General features: G+C 61.1%; 21 protein-coding genes and 1 pseudogene. 14 read left to right on the top strand and 8 right to left on the bottom strand.

The annotated features are described in order from the left end of the window. Window positions 1–104: 104 nt before the first annotated feature. The 5 genes from purD to P186_RS04515 all read left to right on the top strand — a co-directional run bounded on the left by purD (window position 105) and on the right by P186_RS04515 (window position 5,438). A complete protein-coding gene (gene purD, locus P186_RS04495; RefSeq protein ID WP_148682724.1) occupies window positions 105–1,547 on the top strand; it encodes a phosphoribosylamine--glycine ligase in 1,443 nt (480 codons plus the stop codon). A 1-nt stretch (window position 1,548) separates the two neighbouring features. Beyond that, window positions 1,549–2,685: a phosphoribosyltransferase family protein gene (locus P186_RS04500; RefSeq protein ID WP_014288240.1), complete on the top strand. Its 1,137-nt coding sequence runs from the start codon at window positions 1,549–1,551 to the stop codon at window positions 2,683–2,685. Window positions 2,686–2,767: 82 nt separating this feature from the next. Next, window positions 2,768–3,592, top strand: a complete 825-nt coding sequence (gene purN / locus P186_RS04505) for a phosphoribosylglycinamide formyltransferase (protein WP_014288241.1) — start codon at window positions 2,768–2,770, stop codon at window positions 3,590–3,592. After that, window positions 3,577–4,515: a bifunctional 5,10-methylenetetrahydrofolate dehydrogenase/5,10-methenyltetrahydrofolate cyclohydrolase gene (locus P186_RS04510; RefSeq protein WP_014288242.1), complete on the top strand. Its 939-nt coding sequence runs from the start codon at window positions 3,577–3,579 to the stop codon at window positions 4,513–4,515. Before purN ends, P186_RS04510 begins: the two co-directional genes overlap by 16 nt. Continuing rightward, a complete protein-coding gene (locus tag P186_RS04515) occupies window positions 4,512–5,438 on the top strand; it encodes an AIR synthase-related protein (protein WP_014288243.1) in 927 nt (308 codons plus the stop codon). The genes P186_RS04510 and P186_RS04515 overlap by 4 nt, the downstream gene beginning before the upstream one ends. Here P186_RS04515 and purQ read toward each other — a convergent pair. Then, complete coding sequence (purQ, locus tag P186_RS04520) at window positions 5,435–6,073, bottom strand: phosphoribosylformylglycinamidine synthase I (protein WP_014288244.1); 639 nt, start codon at window positions 6,071–6,073, stop codon at window positions 5,435–5,437. The genes P186_RS04515 and purQ overlap by 4 nt on opposite strands. Continuing rightward, window positions 6,070–6,324, bottom strand: a complete 255-nt coding sequence (locus P186_RS04525; RefSeq protein WP_148682725.1) for a phosphoribosylformylglycinamidine synthase subunit PurS — start codon at window positions 6,322–6,324, stop codon at window positions 6,070–6,072. The genes purQ and P186_RS04525 overlap by 4 nt, the downstream gene beginning before the upstream one ends. A 176-nt stretch (window positions 6,325–6,500) precedes the next feature. Here P186_RS04525 and purL point away from each other — a divergent pair, with 176 nt between their 5' ends. From purL to P186_RS14010, 3 genes are read left to right on the top strand one after another with little or no spacing between them, the layout of a single operon-like run. Next, entirely contained in the window at window positions 6,501–8,594 is a 2,094-nt protein-coding gene (gene purL / locus P186_RS04530; protein ID WP_148682726.1) for a phosphoribosylformylglycinamidine synthase subunit PurL, read from the top strand. Between the two features lies 1 nt (window position 8,595). Next, window positions 8,596–9,858 (top strand): amidophosphoribosyltransferase, encoded by a 1,263-nt coding sequence (locus tag P186_RS04535; RefSeq protein WP_014288247.1) that lies wholly within the window; start codon window positions 8,596–8,598, stop codon window positions 9,856–9,858. A gap of 42 nt (window positions 9,859–9,900) precedes the next feature. Further along, window positions 9,901–10,053 carry a hypothetical protein gene (locus P186_RS14010; protein WP_014288248.1) on the top strand — a complete coding sequence of 51 codons (153 nt, stop codon included), beginning with the start codon at window positions 9,901–9,903 and terminating at the stop codon, window positions 10,051–10,053. On the opposite strand, the gene P186_RS04540 is transcribed toward P186_RS14010, so the two are convergent. Together P186_RS04540 and purE are read right to left on the bottom strand one after the other, a co-directional pair. After that, entirely contained in the window at window positions 10,040–11,125 is a 1,086-nt protein-coding gene (locus P186_RS04540) for a 5-(carboxyamino)imidazole ribonucleotide synthase (RefSeq protein WP_014288249.1), read from the bottom strand. The two genes, P186_RS14010 and P186_RS04540, sit on opposite strands and share 14 nt — an antisense overlap. An 84-nt stretch (window positions 11,126–11,209) precedes the next feature. Continuing rightward, a pseudogene (purE, locus tag P186_RS04545) lies at window positions 11,210–11,688 on the bottom strand (5-(carboxyamino)imidazole ribonucleotide mutase). A gap of 67 nt (window positions 11,689–11,755) precedes the next feature. On the opposite strand from purE, the gene P186_RS04550 reads away from it, so the two are divergent. The 5 genes from P186_RS04550 to P186_RS13790 all read left to right on the top strand — a co-directional run bounded on the left by P186_RS04550 (window position 11,756) and on the right by P186_RS13790 (window position 14,052). Continuing rightward, the gene (locus P186_RS04550; RefSeq protein WP_014288250.1) at window positions 11,756–12,124 is read left to right on the top strand and encodes a HEPN domain-containing protein; all 369 of its coding nucleotides are present in this window, start codon (window positions 11,756–11,758) and stop codon (window positions 12,122–12,124) included. Beyond that, entirely contained in the window at window positions 12,082–12,522 is a 441-nt protein-coding gene (locus P186_RS04555) for a nucleotidyltransferase domain-containing protein (RefSeq protein ID WP_237179468.1), read from the top strand. Before P186_RS04550 ends, P186_RS04555 begins: the two co-directional genes overlap by 43 nt. A gap of 71 nt (window positions 12,523–12,593) precedes the next feature. Then, a complete protein-coding gene (locus P186_RS04560; protein WP_148682727.1) occupies window positions 12,594–13,184 on the top strand; it encodes a hypothetical protein in 591 nt (196 codons plus the stop codon). Between the two features lie 6 nt (window positions 13,185–13,190). Further along, the gene (locus P186_RS04565; protein WP_014288253.1) at window positions 13,191–13,835 is read left to right on the top strand and encodes a hypothetical protein; all 645 of its coding nucleotides are present in this window, start codon (window positions 13,191–13,193) and stop codon (window positions 13,833–13,835) included. A gap of 67 nt (window positions 13,836–13,902) precedes the next feature. Further along, complete coding sequence (locus P186_RS13790) at window positions 13,903–14,052, top strand: hypothetical protein (RefSeq protein ID WP_014288254.1); 150 nt, start codon at window positions 13,903–13,905, stop codon at window positions 14,050–14,052. Between the two features lie 5 nt (window positions 14,053–14,057). On the opposite strand, the gene P186_RS04570 is transcribed toward P186_RS13790, so the two are convergent. Beyond that, window positions 14,058–14,933 carry a DUF108 domain-containing protein gene (locus tag P186_RS04570; RefSeq protein WP_014288255.1) on the bottom strand — a complete coding sequence of 292 codons (876 nt, stop codon included), beginning with the start codon at window positions 14,931–14,933 and terminating at the stop codon, window positions 14,058–14,060. 88 nt (window positions 14,934–15,021) lie between these two features. Between P186_RS04570 and P186_RS14560 the strand changes: the two genes are divergently transcribed. Next, the gene (locus P186_RS14560; protein ID WP_014288256.1) at window positions 15,022–15,144 is read left to right on the top strand and encodes a hypothetical protein; all 123 of its coding nucleotides are present in this window, start codon (window positions 15,022–15,024) and stop codon (window positions 15,142–15,144) included. Between the two features lie 433 nt (window positions 15,145–15,577). Here P186_RS14560 and P186_RS04575 read toward each other — a convergent pair whose 3' ends face one another. The 3 genes from P186_RS04575 to P186_RS04585 form a co-directional block, all read right to left on the bottom strand. Continuing rightward, window positions 15,578–17,131, bottom strand: a complete 1,554-nt coding sequence (locus P186_RS04575) for an ATP-binding cassette domain-containing protein (RefSeq protein WP_338050683.1) — start codon at window positions 17,129–17,131, stop codon at window positions 15,578–15,580. A 427-nt stretch (window positions 17,132–17,558) separates the two neighbouring features. Continuing rightward, window positions 17,559–17,852 carry an archaellum operon transcriptional activator EarA family protein gene (locus tag P186_RS04580; RefSeq protein WP_014288258.1) on the bottom strand — a complete coding sequence of 98 codons (294 nt, stop codon included), beginning with the start codon at window positions 17,850–17,852 and terminating at the stop codon, window positions 17,559–17,561. Then, window positions 17,834–18,559: a hypothetical protein gene (locus P186_RS04585; protein ID WP_014288259.1), complete on the bottom strand. Its 726-nt coding sequence runs from the start codon at window positions 18,557–18,559 to the stop codon at window positions 17,834–17,836. The genes P186_RS04580 and P186_RS04585 overlap by 19 nt, the downstream gene beginning before the upstream one ends. Between the last annotated feature and the right edge of the window lie 11 nt (window positions 18,560–18,570).

Below are 18,570 nucleotides of genomic sequence, written 5' to 3' on the forward strand. Positions count from 1 at the left end.
AAATTTCAAACTTTTTAACTTTTTACTTAAAGAAGAGCCGCGATTCCCGAGGGCGTTGCGTCTAGTTTTGCAACATGTATTTAAACTACCAGTTGCGGGGGTCTATGGATAGGGTGTTGGTTGTTGGCGACGGGGCGAGGGAGCACGCCATCGCCTGGGCTCTTTCCCGAAGCGGCGTGAGGATCTATGCGGCTATGGGGCACGTCAACCCCGGGATCGCCCTGCTGGCGAAGAGGAGCGGCGGCTTCTACAGACTGGGGGGCGTCACAGATCCTAAATTCGTCGTGGGGGTGGCGGAGGAGGCCTCGCCCGATCTGGTGGTGGTGGGGCCCGAGGAGCCTCTCTTCGCCGGGGTGGCCGACGCGTTGCGGGAGAGGGGTTTCCTAACCCTCGGCGCCCCTGCCAGGGCGGCTGTAGTGGAGCAGAGAAAAGACGTGGCGAGGCACCTCCAGTGGAAGTACAAAATACCGGGGAGGCTTGTTTACCACGTCACCCCCGATCCTAGGGAGGCCTACCTCTTCGCGAAGGCCCTGGGCTCCGCGGCCATTAAGCCTGTGAGACAGGCGGGGGGTAAGGGGGTCAGGGTGGTGTACGGAGAGGTTAAGTATCTAGAGGACGCGCTGGGGGAGATAGCGGCGCGGGGCGCCGAGGAGGCTAAGAGCCAGCTCTCCGCCTATAGAGACGCGCCTCAGCTGGTGCTCGTGGAGGAGGGGGTCTGGGGGGTGGAGTACACGGTGCAGGTGCTGACGGATGGAGAGTCTGTCTTCCCCTTCCCCCCGGTGCAGGACAACCCCCACGCCTACGAGCTAGGCCTCGGCCCCGAGTGCGGCGGCATGGGCACAGTATCCCCCCTCCCCTTTATAGAGGAGGCGGAGGTGGAGGAGGCCGTCGCCGCCGTGGAGGCCACCGTCAAGGCCGTGGAGAGGGAATTCGGCGTGAGGTACACCGGGGTGCTGAGCGGCCAGATGATGCTCACAGCCATGGGCCCCGTGGTGATTGAGTACTACAGCAGGTTTGGAGACCCCGAGGCGCTGAACGCCCTCTACCTATACGACGGCGACGTGTACGAACTCTTTAGGAGAGCCGCCGAGGGGAGGCTGCACGGCGCAGAGCGGCGCTTCAAAAACGAGTACACGGTGGTGAAGGCGGTGGCCCCCGTGGGGTACCCACTGGACAGAGAGGCGGCTAGGGGGAGGCGGTTCGACATCGACTGGGCCCTGGTGGATAGGGTTGGGTGCCACGTGTTCTTCGGCTCCGCGGCCCCCAGCGAGGCGGGGGGCTACGTCACCCTCGGCTCGAGGGCTGTGGAGATACTCGCCGCGGGAGCCACTGTGGAGGAGGCCTACGCCAAGGCAGAGAAGTGCGCCGCCGCGGTGAGGGGCGAGGGGCTTTTCTACAGGAGGGACATCGCATCGCCCGATTACATGGCCGCCATGGCTAGGAAGGCGGAGGTCGTCAGATCTGTCTATAAGTGGAGGCGGAGGCTGGGAGCCCCCGGGGAAAGGCTGGTCTGGGAGCCGGGTAGGGGGCTGGTGAGGCTGGGGTGATATGTCGGCGGGGCTTCTAGCGCTGTACAGCTTCAGCGGCGAGGTAAACCTCTACCCCCTCATCTACTACGGGCTGAAGGCCATGTCGAACAGAGGGGACTACGCCGTGGCCTACATATACGGCGGAGGCGGCTTGAGGAGGGTCGAGGTGGACCTCTCGCGGGAGGAGGCGGTGGAGGCCAGGGGCGTCGCTGCTGTGGGTTGCGTATACACCGAGGACTGCTGCCGCGAGGCGGGCGACGGCGCGGCCTGCGTCTTCGGCAGGGGGTTCAAGGCCCTGGGCGAGGCGGCGGGCGACGCCGCCTACGTGGGCGTGGACAGAAACGGCGCCCTATACGCCTACAGGCCGCCCCGCCTTTGGCACCTCGCGGTGGGGGCCCACGGCTTCGACTTCGCCATAGTGGCTACGGAAACCGCGGCGATTGAGGTGCTGGGGGGCGAGGTGAGGAGGAGCCTCAGGGGTGGCGAGTTGCTTAAAATCACTAGGCTGGGGGTAGAGGCGCGGGGGGGCGGCCCCCCGAGAGAGCTCTGCGCCATGGAGTTTATATACGCCTCGAGGCTGGACAGCGAGATAGACGGCGTGGAGGTGGCCGCGGCCAGGATGAAGCTTGCGGAGCTACTCGCCAAGCGGGTCAAGGCGCCGGTGGACGTCGTGGTGGGGGTGCCCGACACCGGGCTCTACTACGCGGCGTGGGTGGCTAAGGCGATTGGGGCGTGGCACGTGCCGGGCTTCGTCGCCACCACTAGGAAGAGGAGCGCCCTCCTCGACGAGGTGAAGGAAAGGATCTCCGCCATACAGCTGAAGGCCAACGTGGTTAGGCACTCAGTTAGGGGGAAGGGGGTGCTTGTGATAGACGACAGCCTTATCAGCGGCCTCACCCTGAGGCAGATAGCCCAGCTCCTCAGGCTGAGGGCCGGCGCCAGGGAGGTACACGCCGCCACCGCCGCCCCGCCTCTGAGGAGGCAGTGCCCCCACGGCGTGAAGATGCCCCCGGAGGAGCACATGATTTTCAACCACCTAGATCACAAGACGGTGGAGGCGGCTCTCGAGCTGGACGGCCTGGCCTACCTAGAGGAGGAGGAGGTGAGGAAGGCCATCGGAACGTCGCTGTGCACCCACTGCCTACTGCGGCGTTGACGCTTTAAACACATACTTAAAAAACACGGCGCCGTAAAGCCCAGGTCCGTTAACTTTATTATACACCTGTTTAAATCTAGGTGTGAGGCTGGGTGTTCTGGCGTCGTGGAGGGGGACTAACTTCAAGGCAATCCTCGACCACGTACAGCTCGGCGTGTTGCGGGGGGTGGAGCCTGTGGTGCTGATCTACAGCGACGAGAACGCCCCCGTTAGAGAAATAGCGAGGAAATACGGGGTCGAGGCCCACTTCGTCAAGCACAAGGGGGTTCCCCGGCCGGAGAGGGAGGCGGCTATGGCGGAGTTGCTGAGGCGCCACGGCGTAGACGTGGTGGCGCTGGCGGGGTACGACTACATACTCAGCTACGGCTTCATCTCCCAGTTCAAGCTTGTGCTCAACATCCACCCGTCCCTCCTCCCCTTCGCCGGCGGCAAGGGGATGTACGGCATGCGCGTCCACATGGAGGTGTACAGAGCTGGGGTGAGGGTGACCGGCCCCACTGTGCACGTCGTGGACGAGTCTGTGGACGGCGGCCCCGTTGTGGACCAGTGGCCTGTTTACATAGGCGACGTGTACAGCCTACCCCTCAGCCGCGACGAGAAGATCCAAATCATCGCGGATCGCGTGTTGATTTTTGAACACAGGCTCTACTCCAGAGTTCTCCAGGCGGTGGCGGACGGCCTCCTGGAGCTCTACGAAGAAACTGTCAAGGTCCCCGTGGTTGTGGAAGAGGGCGGGAGGCTTAGGGTGGAGGAGGCGGAGCATAGGGTAAAGAGGGCGGTGCTCAGGGTGTGGGACGGCTGGCTTAGGGAGTGGCACGAGAGACAGAGGATCTACGTGGAGTACCAGCTCAAGGAGTGGGAGGGCAAGGCCCTAGACCTCGTCCTGCCGCCATGGTTACGTGGATGAGGGGGGAGGAGCTACACCGCCGCGCCAGGGAGTGGGCTAGGGAGCACGTGAAGAGGCTGGAGGAGGTGGGCGTCACCCCCAAGCTCGCCGTCCTCCTCCTCCACGACGATCCCGTGGAGCTGGCCACCCAGAGGCGCTTCGTGTCGCTGAAGGCTAGAGACGTCAGGGAGGTGGGGGGCGAGGTGGAGGTGTATGAACTACACGAGGTGCCGCCTGAGCGCCGCACCAAGGAGGCCCTGCGGTTGCTGGACAGCCTAAACAAGAGGGACGACGTGACGGGGATACTCATACAGAAGCCCCTCCCGCCCTACGTCGACGAGGAGGCTCTCTTCCAGAAGCTGGCCCCGGAGAAGGACGTGGACGCCCTGACGCCGGAGAGCAAGAAGAAGTTGCTAACCCGCTTTGACCTCGACAGAGACGTCCTGCCCTGCACCCCTGCGGGCATCCTGGAGCTGTTTAGGATGTACGGCGTGGAGGTGAGGGGGATGGACGTGGTGGTTGTGGGGAAGGGGGAGCTGGTGGGGAAGCCCCTCGCCGTGATGCTCATGCAGCTAGACGCCACTGTGACGGTGCTCCACGCCCTCTCCAAGGAGAGGGAGCCCTACGTGAGGCGGGCGGATATCGTGATCTCCGCAGTGGGGAGGCCTCCGGAGCTCTACCGCGACAACCCCTGGCGCCTCACAGGAGACATGGTGAAGGAGGGAGCCGTGGTGGTTGGCGTAGGCGGGAAGGTAGACCCGGCGACGGGGAGGTGGTACTTCGACGTAGACGAGAGGTCTGTGGCTGAGAAGGCCTCTCTCCTAACCCCCAACATAGGGGGCGTGGGCCTCGCCACTAGGGCCAGGGTGTTGAAAAACCTCATAAGAACCACCTACCAAGTGGCTAGGGCCGCGGTGTCCTCTAGAATCGTCGGGGGGCCGTGAGGTACAGAGACGCCGGCGTCGACCTAGACAAGCAGAGGAGGCTCCACCAGCTGGCCGCCGGCCTCCTCGGCGGCGGCGTGGGGTCTTACGTACGGTGGCTGGGGCTGGGCGGCGTGGAGGTGGCCCTACACGTAGACGGCGTGGGGACAAAGACGATTTGGCTGGCGGAGGCGGGGAGGCTGGAGGTGGCCGGGTGGGACTGCCTAGCGGTAAATATAAACGACGTTGTATGCGACGGCTTTAGGGCGGTGGCCGCCGTGGACTACGTCGCGGTGGCCCCCGGCATGGAGGAGGCGGCCTCCGCGGTGCTGAGAGGCCTCGGAGAGGCGGCGGGGCGTGCCGGCATGGTTATCCTCGGCGGGGAGACCGCCATACTGCCCGACCTTGTAAAGGGCGTCGACGTGGTGTGCACAGTCATGGCGGTGAGGGAGGCGGCGCCGAGGCGCCCCGAGCCGGGGGACTACGTAGTGGGGCTGGAGTCCACGGGGCCCCACGCCAACGGGTACAGCCTACTGCGGAGGCTGTTTAAGCTGGATGAGCACATCTGCGGAGGCCGCGCCGCCGACGTCCTGCTACGGCCTGTGGCTCTCTACGACGGCGTCTTGACGCTGATGAAGGAGGGGCTTGTCAAGTCCGCGGCTCATATAACGGGGGGCGGCTTCGCCAAGCTGAAGAGGGCCCTCCACGGCCTGGGCGCCGAGGTGGAGCTGGGGCGCGTCCCCTGCTGGGCTGAGGAGGTGCTGAGACGCGGCGTGCCCCGGGAGGAGGCCTACAGGGTATTCAACATGGGGGTGGGGATGGCACTCGTAACGGACGCACCCCGCGACTTGGTGCGCCGCGCGGAGGATCTGGGCTATGCGGCGCGGGTCATAGGCAGAGTCAAGGAGGGCGGCCCCGTGGCGGTGGACGGGGTTGTGTTTTAACCCCTCAGCCACTTCTTGAGGCTCAGCCACAGCTTGAGGCCCCCCGTCCCCCTCCGGGAGATGTGGGGGTCCACCGCCCTCTCTGGGTGGGGCATGAGGCCCAGCACAGGCCCCCGCGCCACGCCGGCCACGTTGTCGAAGGAGCCGTTGACGTTCTCCACGTATTTAAACACTGCGCGGTATGGGCCGGACGGCACGTACCTCCCCTCGGCGTGGGCCACCGGCATGTACACCACCTCCCCCTCCTCGTACATAAAGGTGAAGGGGGTGTCCCGGTCCACTACCTTCACAGGTATCCATTTTGAGACGAAGCCCGGCGGGTCGTTGGGAGCCAGGACGCCCGGGAGGATGCCGGCCTCTGTGAGTATCTGGAAGCCGTTGCATATCCCGAGGACCGGCACCCCGTTGTCGACGTCCTCCCGGAGGCGCTGGACGGCCTCGCTGGCGGCGGCCACGGCGCCGGCCCTCAGCCTATCCCCGTAGCTAAACCCCCCGGCCAGCACCACCGCGTCGTAGACCCCCGGCCTGTAGTCTCTGTACCAAACCACCTCCCCCGGGATCCCCGCCAGCTCCAGCGCCCTCACCACGTCGTAGTCCCCGTTGGTGCCGGGGAACTTCAACACGGCGATCCTCATCCCTCCTCCACCCTCACCACCTCAATAACGTGGACGTTGGGGTTCCCCAGCCTCGCCTCTCTTGCGATCTTCAAAGCCGCTTCGCGGGCCGCCTCCGGCGACTCCGCCTCTATGTACAAGACGAGGCACTTCCCAGACCTCACCTCCACCCCGAAGCCCAGCCTGGCCAGGAGGTCGCGGGAAATCGTCTCGCCCTCTGGATCTCTCAGAGAGGGCTTATACGCCACGTTTATATACACGGCATATCGCATACCCACTTAAACACAGGTATATAAAACAGTAAGCCCCCACACCCCCCACAATTAATTCCATGCTTAATACAGATTTTAACTATCTGCTTAAATATAGAGGGGAATCCTCCGCCGCTTCTCCGGATATTTTTAATAGCTTATTGAAAATGTTTAAATCTACCTAATACCCAGTGGACATGGCCCTGTCTCCCCACGAGCTGGAGGCTATCAGGAGGGGTCTTGGCAGGGAGCCTACGGAGGCCGAGCTGGCACTATTCCGCTCCCACTGGTCCGAGCACTGTTCCTACAAATCGACACGGATGTGGCTCAAGAGGCTACCCTCGAAGGCGCCGTGGGTGGTGAGGGGGCCTGGCACAGACGCGCCGCTTGTGGAGGTCGCCGAGGGGCTCTACGTCGCGTTTAAGATAGAGTCCCACAACCACCCAAGCGCCGTCGACCCCTACAACGGCGCCGCCACGGGCGTAGGCGGCATAATAAGGGACATCTTGACTGTGGGGGCTAAGCCAATCGGGCTGTTGGTTAACCTCCACTTCGGCCCCCTCGACCACCCCCACGCCAGGTGGATAGCCGCTAATGTAGTCAAGGGGATTTCGGACTATGGCAACAGGGTGGGAGTCCCCGTGGTCGGGGGGGAGACGTGGTTCGACCCCGACTTCACCTACACCCCCATTGTCCTTGCCACGTGTGTAGGCGTGGTGGAAAGGGGAGGGGTCCCCCCGGGCGGTGTGGCCGCGGGGGACTTAATCGTAGTGGCGGGGCTTGGGGCCGACAAAAGCGGCCTTGGAGGCTCGGCCTTCGCCAGCAAGACGCTCAGCGGCGAGTCTGAGGAGGACCTCGGCGCGGTGCAGGTTGCCGACCCGCTGATGGGGAAGAAGCTGATCGACCTTGTCCAGGAGGCGCGGCGGTGCGTTAAGTACATTAAGGACCTCGGCGGGGGAGGCCTAGCCACGGCACTCGCCGAGCTGGCGGAGTGGTTTGGCTTGGGGGTGGAGGCGGACCTCGACAAAATACATATGTGGGACCGGGAGGTGGGGCCAGTGGAGGTGCTCACAGGCGAGACCCAGGAGAGGCTTGTCTTCGTCATGTCACCCGGGCAGTACAAATGCTTCAAGGAGCTGGCCGAGAGGTACGAGGTGCCCCACTCAGTCATAGGCCGCTTCGCCGAGGGCGGAGAGCTACTGCTGAGGTGGAGGGGGGAGCCCGTGGCAAAGATCCCCACGTGGCTGGCGGCCAAGGCTCCTGAGACCGCCTGGCCGCAGAGGAGCTACGACCCGCCCTCCCTGCCCCAAATCCCGGAGCCCCCCTTGGCCAAGGCCGTCGACGCCGTGCTGTCGTCGCCCAACATAGCCTCTAAGGAGGCTATATACACCAGGTTCGACTTCGACGTAGGGGTGAGGACCGCCGTGAAGCCGGGAGAGGGGGACGCCGCAGTTTTGAAGATATACGAGAGGGGGTCGCTTGGGCTTGTGGTAAAGGGCGACGCCAACCCCCGCTACGCCTACCTCTCCCCCCGCCTTGGCGCCGCCAATTCCTTCGTAAAGGCGTATAGAAACGTAGCAGTGGTGGGCGGCGTGGCCAAGGCGGCTGTGGACTCCATAAACGTGGGGAGCCCCCAGAGGCCCGAGGTCTACTGGCAGTTTGTAGAGGCTGTGGAGGGGCTGAGGGAGGCGGCGGAGGGCCTCGGCGTTCCGATAGTGGGGGGCAAGGTAAGCCTCTACAACGAGTACGAGGGGAGGCCCATAAAGCCTGTGGTGGCAGTCGTCGTGCTGGGGGTGCTGGAGGACGTGGGGCTGGCCAACAAGGCCGAGTGGCGGGACGGCGACGGGATCTACATTTGGGGAGTCACAAAGGGCGAGGTGGGGGGTAGCGAATATTTGTACAGAGTCCACGGCCTCGTGGCGGGGACGCCCCCGTCTATTGACTACACCACTGAGAAGGAACTGGCTGAGGTAGTCAGGAAGTGGCTCGGCCGCCTCTCGGGAGCCAAGGACGTCGGCGTGGGGGGCCTGGCGGCGGCCTTGGCTAAGATGGCTGTGAACAGCGGCGTGGGGGCCGATGTAGACGTCTGCAAAGCCCCGGCAGAGACGTCCCGACTAGACTTCCTCCTATTCAGCGAGTCCAATGGGCGGTTCGTCGCCGCGGGGGAGGAGGGCCCCGGCGTGAGGATCGGCGCCGCCGGCGGCGACAGGCTCGTGCTTAGATGCGGCTCCTCGAAGATATACGAGAGGGGGGTGGAGGAGCTTGCCCGCATCATGAAGCTGGAACTGTGATATGTGCGGGATAGGCGGGGCCTGGGGGGAGGGGGCGGGGGGCGTGGTGCGGAGGATGGCGCCGTGGCTGATGCACAGGGGCCACGAGGGGGTTGGCTACGCGTATCAAAGGGGCGGGGGCGTGGCGATTGGGGAGCCCCCCGACGACACCGAGGCCGCCCTGGTCCACACAAGGTACAGCACCTCGGGGCCCTACGGCGCCCAGCTCCAGCCAGTTGTGGCAAAGTACAGAGACTTAGAGCTGGCCCTCGTCTTCAACGGCACGGTGGTTAACTACAAGAGGCTGGGGGTGGAGGCCCCCGCCTTCGACGGCGAGGCGCTGGCAAAGGCTCTGGCTAGAGAGATGTGGGAGAGGGGCGTGGAGGAGGGGGTTGTCAGTCTGTACTCCCGGATTGTGGGCGCCGTGTCGCTCATCGCCCTTACGCCCTGGGGCATCCTCGCGGTGCGCGACCCCCGGGGGATTAGGCCCCTCGCCTACAGACACTACCACGGCGGGGTGGCCTTCGCGTCCGAGGACGTGGCCATGGGCGGCGGGGAGGAGGTTCCGCCTGGGCTAGCCATCCTCTACGGAAAGAGGCTTGTCATGTGGAAAATACCGCCGGGAGAGGGCAGGCTGTGCGCTCTTGAGTACGTCTACTTCGCCCACCACGCCTCGACGCTGGGCGGGATGCTTGTCCAGGACGTGAGGCGGGCCCTCGGCGAGGCCCTGGCGGAGGGGGAGGACGCGGCTATAGACGTGGTGACCTATGTGCCCGAGACCGCGAGGACCGCCGCCTCGGCATACGCCGCGAAGCTGGGGCTTCCGCTGGTGGAGGCCGTAGTTAAGAGTAGATACGCCGGCCGCATCTTCATCACTCCGCCGCACGCCAGAAATCCGCCAGACGCCTTTAGAGTTGTGGAGGAGCTGGTGGCGGGTAGGTCGGTGGCGGTTGTAGACGACTCCCTCATCCGGGGCACCAACATAAAGACAATAGTGAGGCTACTCCGGGACGCCGGCGCCAGGGCTGTGCACGTCAGGATCGCCTCGCCGCCGGTTAGATGGCCGTGTTTCTTCGGCATGGATTTCCAGACGAGGAGAGAACTCGCAGCCTACGGAAGAGACGTAGAGGGTGTGAGGGCCTACATAGGCGCCGACACCCTCCGCTACCTGCCCATAGAGGCGTTCAGGAGGGTGCTGGGCCCCGCCTGCTACGCCTGCTTCACAGGGGAGTACCCAGTGGAGATTGACGTTCAAGCCGCCGAGGCGGAGGCGGCGAGGGGGTAAACCGCTACGGAGCATTTTTTAAACTGGAGACACGGCGAGGCCATGCCGACGGTGGTGGAGGTAATGGGCCCCCACGCCTACACCCTGGTCAAGTATAGAGTATCGCCACACGACTACGTGGAGGCCGCCGTGGAAAAGCTGAGGCCAGAGGCCCCTCACCTAGCGGCGTTGTTAGAGGAGATCAGCCGCCTCTAGGCCTCATAACAAGCTTCGGAAATTCCCTTCCGTAAATCAGCGAGAGAACCCGCCGCGCCTTCGCCGCCGCCTCCTCCACGCTCCCAGCCACTATGTTTACGTGGCCCATCTTCCGCCTAGGCCTCGCCTCGGCCTTGAAGTACCAGTACACCCTCCCAAGCGCCTCGAGCTCCCCCAGCGGAAGCCTCTCAAAAGACAGACCCAAGATGTTCACCATAGCCACCGCGGGCGGGAGGCGCGGCCTTCTGATGCGCATCCCAAACACGGCGCGTAGGTGGTTTTCAAACTGGCTCGCGTCTGTCTCCAGCGTCCAGTGGCCTGTGTTGTGCACCCTAGGCGCTATCTCGTTTACGAGTATTCTACCATCCCTCGCCTCGAAAAACTCCACCGCCACAGTCCCCACGTAGCGCCACCTCTCCACCAACCTGTGGACGTATTCGTAGGCCTCCTCCGGCGCCTTGGTGGGGGCGTAGTTCCACACCAGTATCCCATCCACATAGAAATTCTCGGCGGGGGGGTAGAAGTAGACGTCGCCGTCCTCCCCCCTAACCGCCACCAGGGAGAACTCCCTCCTAATATCCACGTACTCCTCGACAAGCAGGTCCCCCCCGTAGCCCCTAAACCCAGCCGCCTCCCTCGGGTAGATAAACTGCCCCTTCCCGTCGTACCCTCCCGCAGGGATCTTCACCACAGCCCTCCCCATGCCTTCCGCGATTCTCACCGCCTCCTCCCACCCCCGGGCCCTCCGCCAAGGCACCGTGGGGATTTTAAGAGAGTCGAAGAAAGCCCTCTCCTCGAGGCGGCTCTTCTTCACCAAGAGGTACCCCAGCGGCGGCTTCAGCTTGCCGAGCCTCTCGGCGTACCGCGCCACCTCCACATCCACATTCTCAAACTCGAAAGTGACCACGTCCGCCTCCTCAACCGCGGCAAAGGGGTCGACGGCCCTCCTCCCACATCTAAAAGCGGGAGCGGAGGAATCCGGGTCGTAGACCACGAAGTCTATAGGCAATCTAGACGCCTCCCAACACATCATCAACGCCAACTGCCCACCCCCCAGCACCAGCAACCGCATGGCAACACACAACCACCGCATTTTAAATACTTACTGGAAAAATAATGAGGCCCACTTGCGTTTCCCCGCGCGGTTTTTAAGTAGCTACGGAAAAGACTTTATGAAGGATTTGGAGAGGACCTCCTCCCTCATCTTAGCCATGTGTTGCCTCACCCTCTCCCGGACCTCTGGGTACTTTACTCCGAGTATCCTCGCCGCGAGGTACGCGGCGTTGGCCGCGTTGCCGATGGCCACGGTGGCCACGGGCGTCCCCCGGGGCATCTGCACAATGGAGAGCAGAGAGTCGAGACCCCCCAGGTGCCGGGTTGGGATGGGGACCCCCACCACGGGGAGCGGCGTGAGGGAGGCGGTCATGCCCGGGAGGTGCGCCGCCCCCCGGCGCCGGCGATAACCACGTCGAACTTCTCCTCGGCCTCCCTGGCGAATTGGTACATAAAGTCGGGGGTCCGGTGGGCGCTCACCACCCTAGCCTCGTAGGGAATCCCCAGCGCCTCCAAAACCTCCAGCGCCTCCTTCATAACCTCCAAGTCGTTTATCGAGCCCATTATAACCGCCACCTGCATATAGACAACGACGCCGGTCAATTTATGAGTTACTCTAGAGATAAAATATGACAGAAGTGGTAAGTACGTGGAGCGCTGGCTTGTGAAGGCGGGGCGCTACAGGCGGTACGCCCAGAGGAGCCTCGCCGCCGGAGAATACGACCTTGCGTGCTTCCTAGCGCAACAAGCCGGCGAATTCCTCCTAATGGCCCTCCTCATTAGGGAGGCGGGGGCGGGGCCCCTCACCCACAGCCTGTACGAAATGGCGAAGAGGCTCGCCCAGATGAAGTCGGCCCATGTGCCGGAGGACGTGGCGCGGTGCGCCAAGTCGCTGGAGGAGCACTACATACAAGCCAGGTACCCAGACGCGAGGCTCGGCCCATATGAGGAGTGGGAGGCCGAGGAGTGCCTCAGGTGCCTCGACTTGTTGTGGAAATGGACAGATGGATTAAGGTAGCGAAGCAGAGGCAGGGGGAGTTGCTGGAGAGGCTCCGCAAATTCCTCGGAGACGTATGTGGCGAAGGCGACGTGGTGCTCTTCGGCTCCCGCGCCCGGGGCACCCACCACGCCCTCAGCGACCGGGACGTCGCCGTGTTGACGCAGAGCGGCCGCTACCACATCGCCATGGAGGAGTTCGGCCAAGTCGTCTACATCCCCCTCGCCTCCATAGACGAGATACTCGCCGAGAGCATGATCGCCCTAGACATAGCCAGCGACGGCCAGCTACTCTGCGGCCGCGGCGATCACTGGCAAATCTATTTGAAAAAAGCCGCTCAGTACATACGGGAAAAGAGGCTGGTCAAGACGCCAAGCGGGTGGTACCCACCGCCACCACACTCCGATCAGACGCGGTAAGAGGCAGAGGCGTCAAGAGGTGCGCCCTGAGAGGACGATATGTTATTAATACCAAGTATCTATTAATTAATGTGAGTGTGATTAAAGAGCTACAGCGCGCTGTGGCTGTTGACTTGATTAGGCTGGTGATTGCATATTACGAAAAAAGGTTTAGAGAGGGTGTGAGTGCGAGGAAGTTAGCCAAGTTGCTTTTTCTAGCGATCTATACCACAGATGAGGGGACTAGGCTCCTAGATTTGCCAAGGGTGAGGCTACCAGAGGATTTTGTAATATATCGAAAGGGCCCCTCGATTAGGATAGGTTTTTTACTTGGTGGGGCCTCTGAGATTGGGAAACACGGAGTCGTGAAGACTGGCAGGAAGTACTACATCAAGGGCGTTGATCAGGTCCTGAAGGAGACCTCGGCTTCGTTAAAGGGCAGAGGCCTCGGCGAATTAGCCGACTACGTGTTGAAGATCGTTGACAAGTTTGGCCAGCTGAGCGAGAGAGAGTTGGAGAGCTACACGCTTGATTTGCTCGGCCTCAGAGACGAAGTTGCTAAGGCGCTTGTCTTCAACATGTCGCTTGAGGCGTATCTAGAGGGACTGAAGAGGCTGAGAAAGGTACAGGAAAGCGGGGAATATGTAGACGAGGAGGAGCTGTATCCCGACCTTTTTAAATAGGATTTAATGAGCTTTGACTCTTTTCACGCATTTATAGACACCAACGCCCTCGTCAAAGTTGTCTACGCAGTGACGCTACACCGCAGACTGGCTAGGCCTAAGCCGAGGATTTTAGGATATCTAGAAACCCGGAAGCTAGTCTTCTACACAGACGAGGCGGTACTGCGTGAACTGAGCCATGTCGCTCTCCCCAAGTTGCTTAGTAGCGTCGATCGTGAAAAGCACGGGTGGTCGAACGTCGACATCAACTTGATGAGGGAGTATTGCATTTCCGAGCTAAGCTATATGATAAACAGTAGATATGTAAGAGTTGTTGAAGATGAGGAAAGCCTTAAGAGGCGCGGTATGCGAGAGGTTGCCGTTTGTTTCAGAGGGGATGTCATGGACAGAGTAGTAGGGGGCATCTCTGAGGAGGATATCGACATAGTCAACTCACTCCTGTACGCCTACGACATAATTGCCACGGCGCTGAGAGGCAGGGCTGGGATGATAAAGGGCACATTGCTATTCATCACAGACGATAAAGATTTGCGAAACGCTGTCGAGAACAGTCTTGCATGCGAGGCATGCGCCTGTGGCGGAAAGATAGTCGCCGTGAGCTACGTCGAGTTTAAACAGAAGCTAAGACAATTAATAACAAGCGGCCAGTGACATGATTGGTTGGCCCCTAAGCCCAGTAGCAGGTGAGGAGATAAAAGCTAGGGCGTGTATATAGTCGGTGAGCTGGTGGAGAGATGTGGTTAAGGGCTGTGAGAAGGCTAGGAGGGAGTACGAGGAGTACTCCAAGAGGCCGGACGCGGATCCCCATGTGCTGGAGACGCTGAGGAGGAGGGTGGAGTGGTGTCGGAGGTATGTGGGGGTGGCGTGAGGGGGCTACAGCACGGCGAATGTCCCCACTACGACGCGGCCGCCCTTGACGAGCCTCGCCGCGTTTTTCAGCGTGTTGTACAGCGAGAGGGCGGCGGCGTAGCTCGTCGTGCCCTCCGCCTTGTTCTCCGCGCGTATCTGGACGCGGCCCCACTGGTGCTCCACCTCGTGTATGATGTAGCCGGGGGGCGCGTCTCTCCTCAGCTCTACCCAAACCTCGCCGGCGCCGGCTAGCTTATACGTCATGGAGGTGTTGAGGCTCTGGGGGTACCTCCAATACAGCTCCTCAGCGGGGCCGCTGTCCTCGCCAGCCGCCGCGGCTTTACGCACCACGTGCCTCACCCTCCCCCCGGTGGACGCCGCGACGTCCACGCCCCCCGCGCCGCCGGACATGGCAAATACATAGCCGGTGCCGCACCTCGGGAGTTTAGAAAGGGCGCCGGTGGAGGCCACCACCAGGTGCCTCCCCGCCTCCAGCACCCTGCACGCATATTCAAGCACCGCCTGGGCGCTCGCGGCCTCCACCACAATCTCCACAGCCCTAACCAGCTCGTCCACATCCCCGACGCACCTAACGCCGTGCGTCCTCTCAGCCTCTCTACACCTCTCCCTATCCACGTCGTAAACCGCCACCTCCACCACCTCGCACTCAACGCCGCCGAGGTTCGACAGCTCCCTCAGCTCAAACGCCGCCAGCCTCGCGTCGACGCCCGGAGGCGAGACCCCCACCACGACCCGGTCCACCTCCCGCAGAGCCCTCAACACATCCCTATCCCTGCCGTACACCGCGTACACCTCGGCGTCGCCCCTAACCCGAATCCCAAACCTCTCCAGCCACTCCCTCAAGACGGGGCTCTCGGTGTAGGCCTCCGAGAAGCACATACCCCAACAACCCCGCCCCCTATATGTGCCACAGACAGCGGCAAAACCACAATTTTAACAATTACCCCCGCTCCATTTGCATCTAGATGTGGACTGCGGTCGTAAACACGACGTTGACAAAAACGCCGTGCCAAGGCACCCGCCGCGCCACGAGTTTGAAAGGGAGGCCGCGATTCAAGACGAGCCAGATGCCAAACAGACGGCGAGCTGAAGCCGGCAGAATCGGGGTAATGAGCTACGGCGTAGAGACCTCCCAGCCGCGCCCAGTCGCAAGGTCCACGCCATAGACTACGGGAGTCAGAAGCTTTTGACGTAGGTAAGACAAACCGTCAGAGTTTTACAGCTCGGCGAAGCGTCTTTCACCCCCTCACCGACAAATGCGCGGCATCTGGGACGGAGGCACTTGCGCCGGAAGTCGCCTACGTCAACTCCACCAGCGGCAACCGGGGAGACCAGGAGGGGGCCCGCCGAGTTGTTTACAAAGACGCGGATTCCTACATCCAGAGGGGCATCCTCGAGATGAACAAGACACAGACGCTATGCACAACGAGTATCGGGAGGCCGACTGGAGACGCCCCGGCGGCTGTTGCCAAACGCCGAGGTAGCTCATCGTTAAGTCATGTGCCGGGGGCGAAGGGCGCCGTCTAGACGCCGGCGCGCGCCACGCCGTCTCTCACCTCCACAACCTTGTTGGCAAACTCGCCGGGGGTCGGCCTGTGGGAAATCACCACCACAGCCTCCGCCACTCGCCTCGCCGCCCCCAGCACAGCCCTCTCCCTCTCCACGTCAAGGCCGGAGGTGACCTCGTCCAGCACGAGGACGCGTGGCCGCCTCAGAAACGCCCTAGCTAGCAGTACCCTCTGTCTCTGGCCTTCGGAGAGCTCGGAGCCTCCCTCGCCGCATTTTTTGTCCAGCGGGAAGTCTATCTGGGCGAGCTCGGCGGCTCTCCTCACCTCCTCCTCCGGGAAGTCCTCCCAAAGCGTGATGTTATCCCACACAGAGGCGTCGAAGATATAGTCGTCGTTGCCGACGTAGATACAGCCCTCCGCGGCCTTCGCGTACCCCGCCGTGGGCTTTACGAGGCCGCATATCGCCTTCCCAAGGGTTGATTTGCCCGCCCCCGAGGGCCCCCTTATCCACACAAAGTCGCCGGGCCCCACCTCCAGCTCCTCCACACGGAGCGCCCACCTGTCGCCGTAGGACAGCACGGCCCCCTTAAATACGGCGCGCGGCGCCTTCTCCACTTCCTCCACACGCCTCTCCAGCAACGGCGCAACGCGTTGGTAGGAAGCCAGCAACATATAGTACGAGCCGACGGTGCTGGTCAAGTGGGCAACCGGCTCAAACAAGTTAAGCAACAAGCCGCGGATAGCCACGGCGTCGCCAATGGTGCCGACGCCCTGCGCCGCCGACAAGACAGCGAGAACAAAGACGAGATTCGGGCCTAAGACGCCGGGTAGCTCCGCCAGAAACATCAAGCCGCGGCTGTAGTATGTGAAGCGCTTAAACACGCCGAAGTAGCCAGCCGCCGCAGATTTATAAACCCTCGGCACATCCAGCAACCCGATCCTGAACAAAGAGGGGCCGGCCTCAATCACCTCCTTCAGCCTCTTAAACCAATTCACATACTCCCCCCTCTCCGCAGACCTAGCTTGGGCGAGCCTCGGCCCGATTTTATACACCACAACGCCGTAGATTATCACAAAGGGCAGAATCAGAAGCACTACACCTGGCATTAAGAAGTATGCCGCTAGGAAGGTGGCGGCGATGCGCCCCACGACGAAGATAAGCCACATGGGCGCGACGATAGCGCCTACGGCATTTTCCACATCTGCGCTTATTCGCGAAATCACCTCACCACGATTCTGACCGGCGTTGCTAATGTTACTCCTTGCGATTCTTTCAACAATATCCAACTCGATACTTTTCTTATATAAATCTGATAGATATTCTGATAAAAAATTCAGAGTATTAACCGAAAAAATTAAGCCAACAAATAAAATTGAGTAAAAAACTACAGTCACAAAATCTAAAGCCGTAGCGCTGTTTATTAAAAGGCCAAGGATGTAATTCACAAAAATCATATTAAGCACCCATAAAATATATACTATGTAGAATGAATATCCATATGATGGGAACCGTTTTAGATAATATATATTAAGATTTAATAGTTTAAAAAGTATATGCCTCATACTCATAATTGTATATTTTTCTTAAATTTTCTTGGTTTATCCCAATATAAAATTTCACATCGTCTCAAAATTATGTAAAATCTCAAATTGGCCAAAGGATCTCCTGGGATTTCAGTAAATGATAGGGGACGTGGGTGAAACACCACCCAATCTCTAGAATACGGCCAAGCACCAGGCATGCGGCAAATCATTTCTATTTCATTCACATGCACATACATCCGCAATTTTTTAATAGAGATAGCCTATCTAATATAGTAGGTACTATCGTACGTATACCTATAGCTAGTGCAATGCCCGCCTTCATTTTTACAAGCTTTAAAGAAGCACGACACGCTGGTAGGCTAATGGTGGCGACTAGTCCAATACACGCGGAGGGCGTTAGGAGGTTCCGGTGAGGGTCAAAGTGTTTTCCTTATAAAAACTTAGTAAAGTATTATAGCAGTCTATTTTCAACTTCTTCGATATATCTACAGTGTTCTTCTTCCGCCTGATATAACTTCTGTCTGCCCCATGTGATTTCTTTAACGAGCCCGAGCGCCACTAGGGACTCCTCCCGTCGGTACCCCCGCCCGCCGCGCAACGCCCCGAGTACGTTGTCGTAGCTCGTTCCCAGCCACCTAGCTATCATCATGGGGTACATCGGCTCCCTCGCCTGGCACAGGAGCTTGAAGATTTCAAATCTTACTCTACTCCTCCTAAAAGCCTTGGCTATTCTGTACAGGGCCATCTCGACATCTCGGCGAGGACTTTGTCTACGAATTCCTCCGTGGGGCTCGGCCCGGCGCGGGTCTCCTTTACGTACTCCGCGATGAGCCTCAGGGCGGCGCAGTAGGCGCTCTTCCAGTCGGCGCCTGTCAGCCTCCTAACTACATATATCAAAAAGGCGAGGAAGCCGTAGGCTGGCGGAGCCCACCTCCCCGGCTCAAGCCCCTCCCGCCTCGCCCACTCCACATACCTTTCGTAAGCCGGCTGCAAGGACGTGCGGTAGAACAGCAGGGTGAAGCGGGGCCACTCGCCTATATACACAAGCGCGTCCTCCATGGCCGCCCTCGACTTCTCCTCAAGCTCCAGCAACCTGTCCAGCGCCTCGTGTCTCCTAATCTTGAAGGGGAGGGTGATGTAGGCCTCGTCGCTTAGGTAGAAGCCGTCTTTATACGCCGTGAGGGGGGCCACGAAGCCGGCGCCGTACGTGAGGTAGGCCTTGTCCAGATAGCCGAGTTCGTAGGCCCTCTCCATGTCTCTCATCTTCACCACGTACTCGTTGCGGAGCCTCAGCACCCTCACCACCCCCTCCTCCTCCAGCCTGTACACAGCGCGGCGGACGGTGGCGTAGGGGGCCCCCAGCCTGGAGGTGAGCCACCGAATAGTTGACCTATACGTGTGGTGCTCCTCGACAGCCAGCCTCACAATCTCCCTTATCAGCTGATCCGCCACATAAGAGAATC

The organism is Pyrobaculum ferrireducens (assembly GCF_000234805.1).
In the GTDB taxonomy this organism is placed as follows: Archaea; Thermoproteota; Thermoprotei; order Thermoproteales; family Thermoproteaceae; genus Pyrobaculum; species Pyrobaculum ferrireducens.

What these genes read in the sequence shown, in the direction of transcription:
- purD (WP_148682724.1), top strand. Translation starts at nt 105, where the DNA reads ATGGATAGGGTGTTGGTTGTTGGCGACGGGGCGAGGGAGCACGCCATC.
- P186_RS04500 (WP_014288240.1), top strand. Translation starts at nt 1,549, where the DNA reads ATGTCGGCGGGGCTTCTAGCGCTGTACAGCTTCAGCGGCGAGGTAAAC.
- P186_RS04510 (WP_014288242.1), top strand. Translation starts at nt 3,577, where the DNA reads ATGGTTACGTGGATGAGGGGGGAGGAGCTACACCGCCGCGCCAGGGAG.
- purQ (WP_014288244.1), bottom strand. Translation starts at nt 6,073, where the DNA reads ATGAGGATCGCCGTGTTGAAGTTCCCCGGCACCAACGGGGACTACGAC.
- P186_RS04525 (WP_148682725.1), bottom strand. Translation starts at nt 6,324, where the DNA reads ATGCGATATGCCGTGTATATAAACGTGGCGTATAAGCCCTCTCTGAGA.
- purL (WP_148682726.1), top strand. Translation starts at nt 6,501, where the DNA reads ATGGCCCTGTCTCCCCACGAGCTGGAGGCTATCAGGAGGGGTCTTGGC.
- P186_RS04535 (WP_014288247.1), top strand. Translation starts at nt 8,596, where the DNA reads ATGTGCGGGATAGGCGGGGCCTGGGGGGAGGGGGCGGGGGGCGTGGTG.
- P186_RS14010 (WP_014288248.1), top strand. Translation starts at nt 9,901, where the DNA reads ATGCCGACGGTGGTGGAGGTAATGGGCCCCCACGCCTACACCCTGGTC.
- P186_RS04540 (WP_014288249.1), bottom strand. Translation starts at nt 11,125, where the DNA reads ATGCGGTTGCTGGTGCTGGGGGGTGGGCAGTTGGCGTTGATGATGTGT.
- P186_RS04565 (WP_014288253.1), top strand. Translation starts at nt 13,191, where the DNA reads ATGAGCTTTGACTCTTTTCACGCATTTATAGACACCAACGCCCTCGTC.
- P186_RS04570 (WP_014288255.1), bottom strand. Translation starts at nt 14,933, where the DNA reads ATGTGCTTCTCGGAGGCCTACACCGAGAGCCCCGTCTTGAGGGAGTGG.
- P186_RS04575 (WP_338050683.1), bottom strand. Translation starts at nt 17,131, where the DNA reads ATGAGTATGAGGCATATACTTTTTAAACTATTAAATCTTAATATATAT.
- P186_RS04580 (WP_014288258.1), bottom strand. Translation starts at nt 17,852, where the DNA reads ATGGCCCTGTACAGAATAGCCAAGGCTTTTAGGAGGAGTAGAGTAAGA.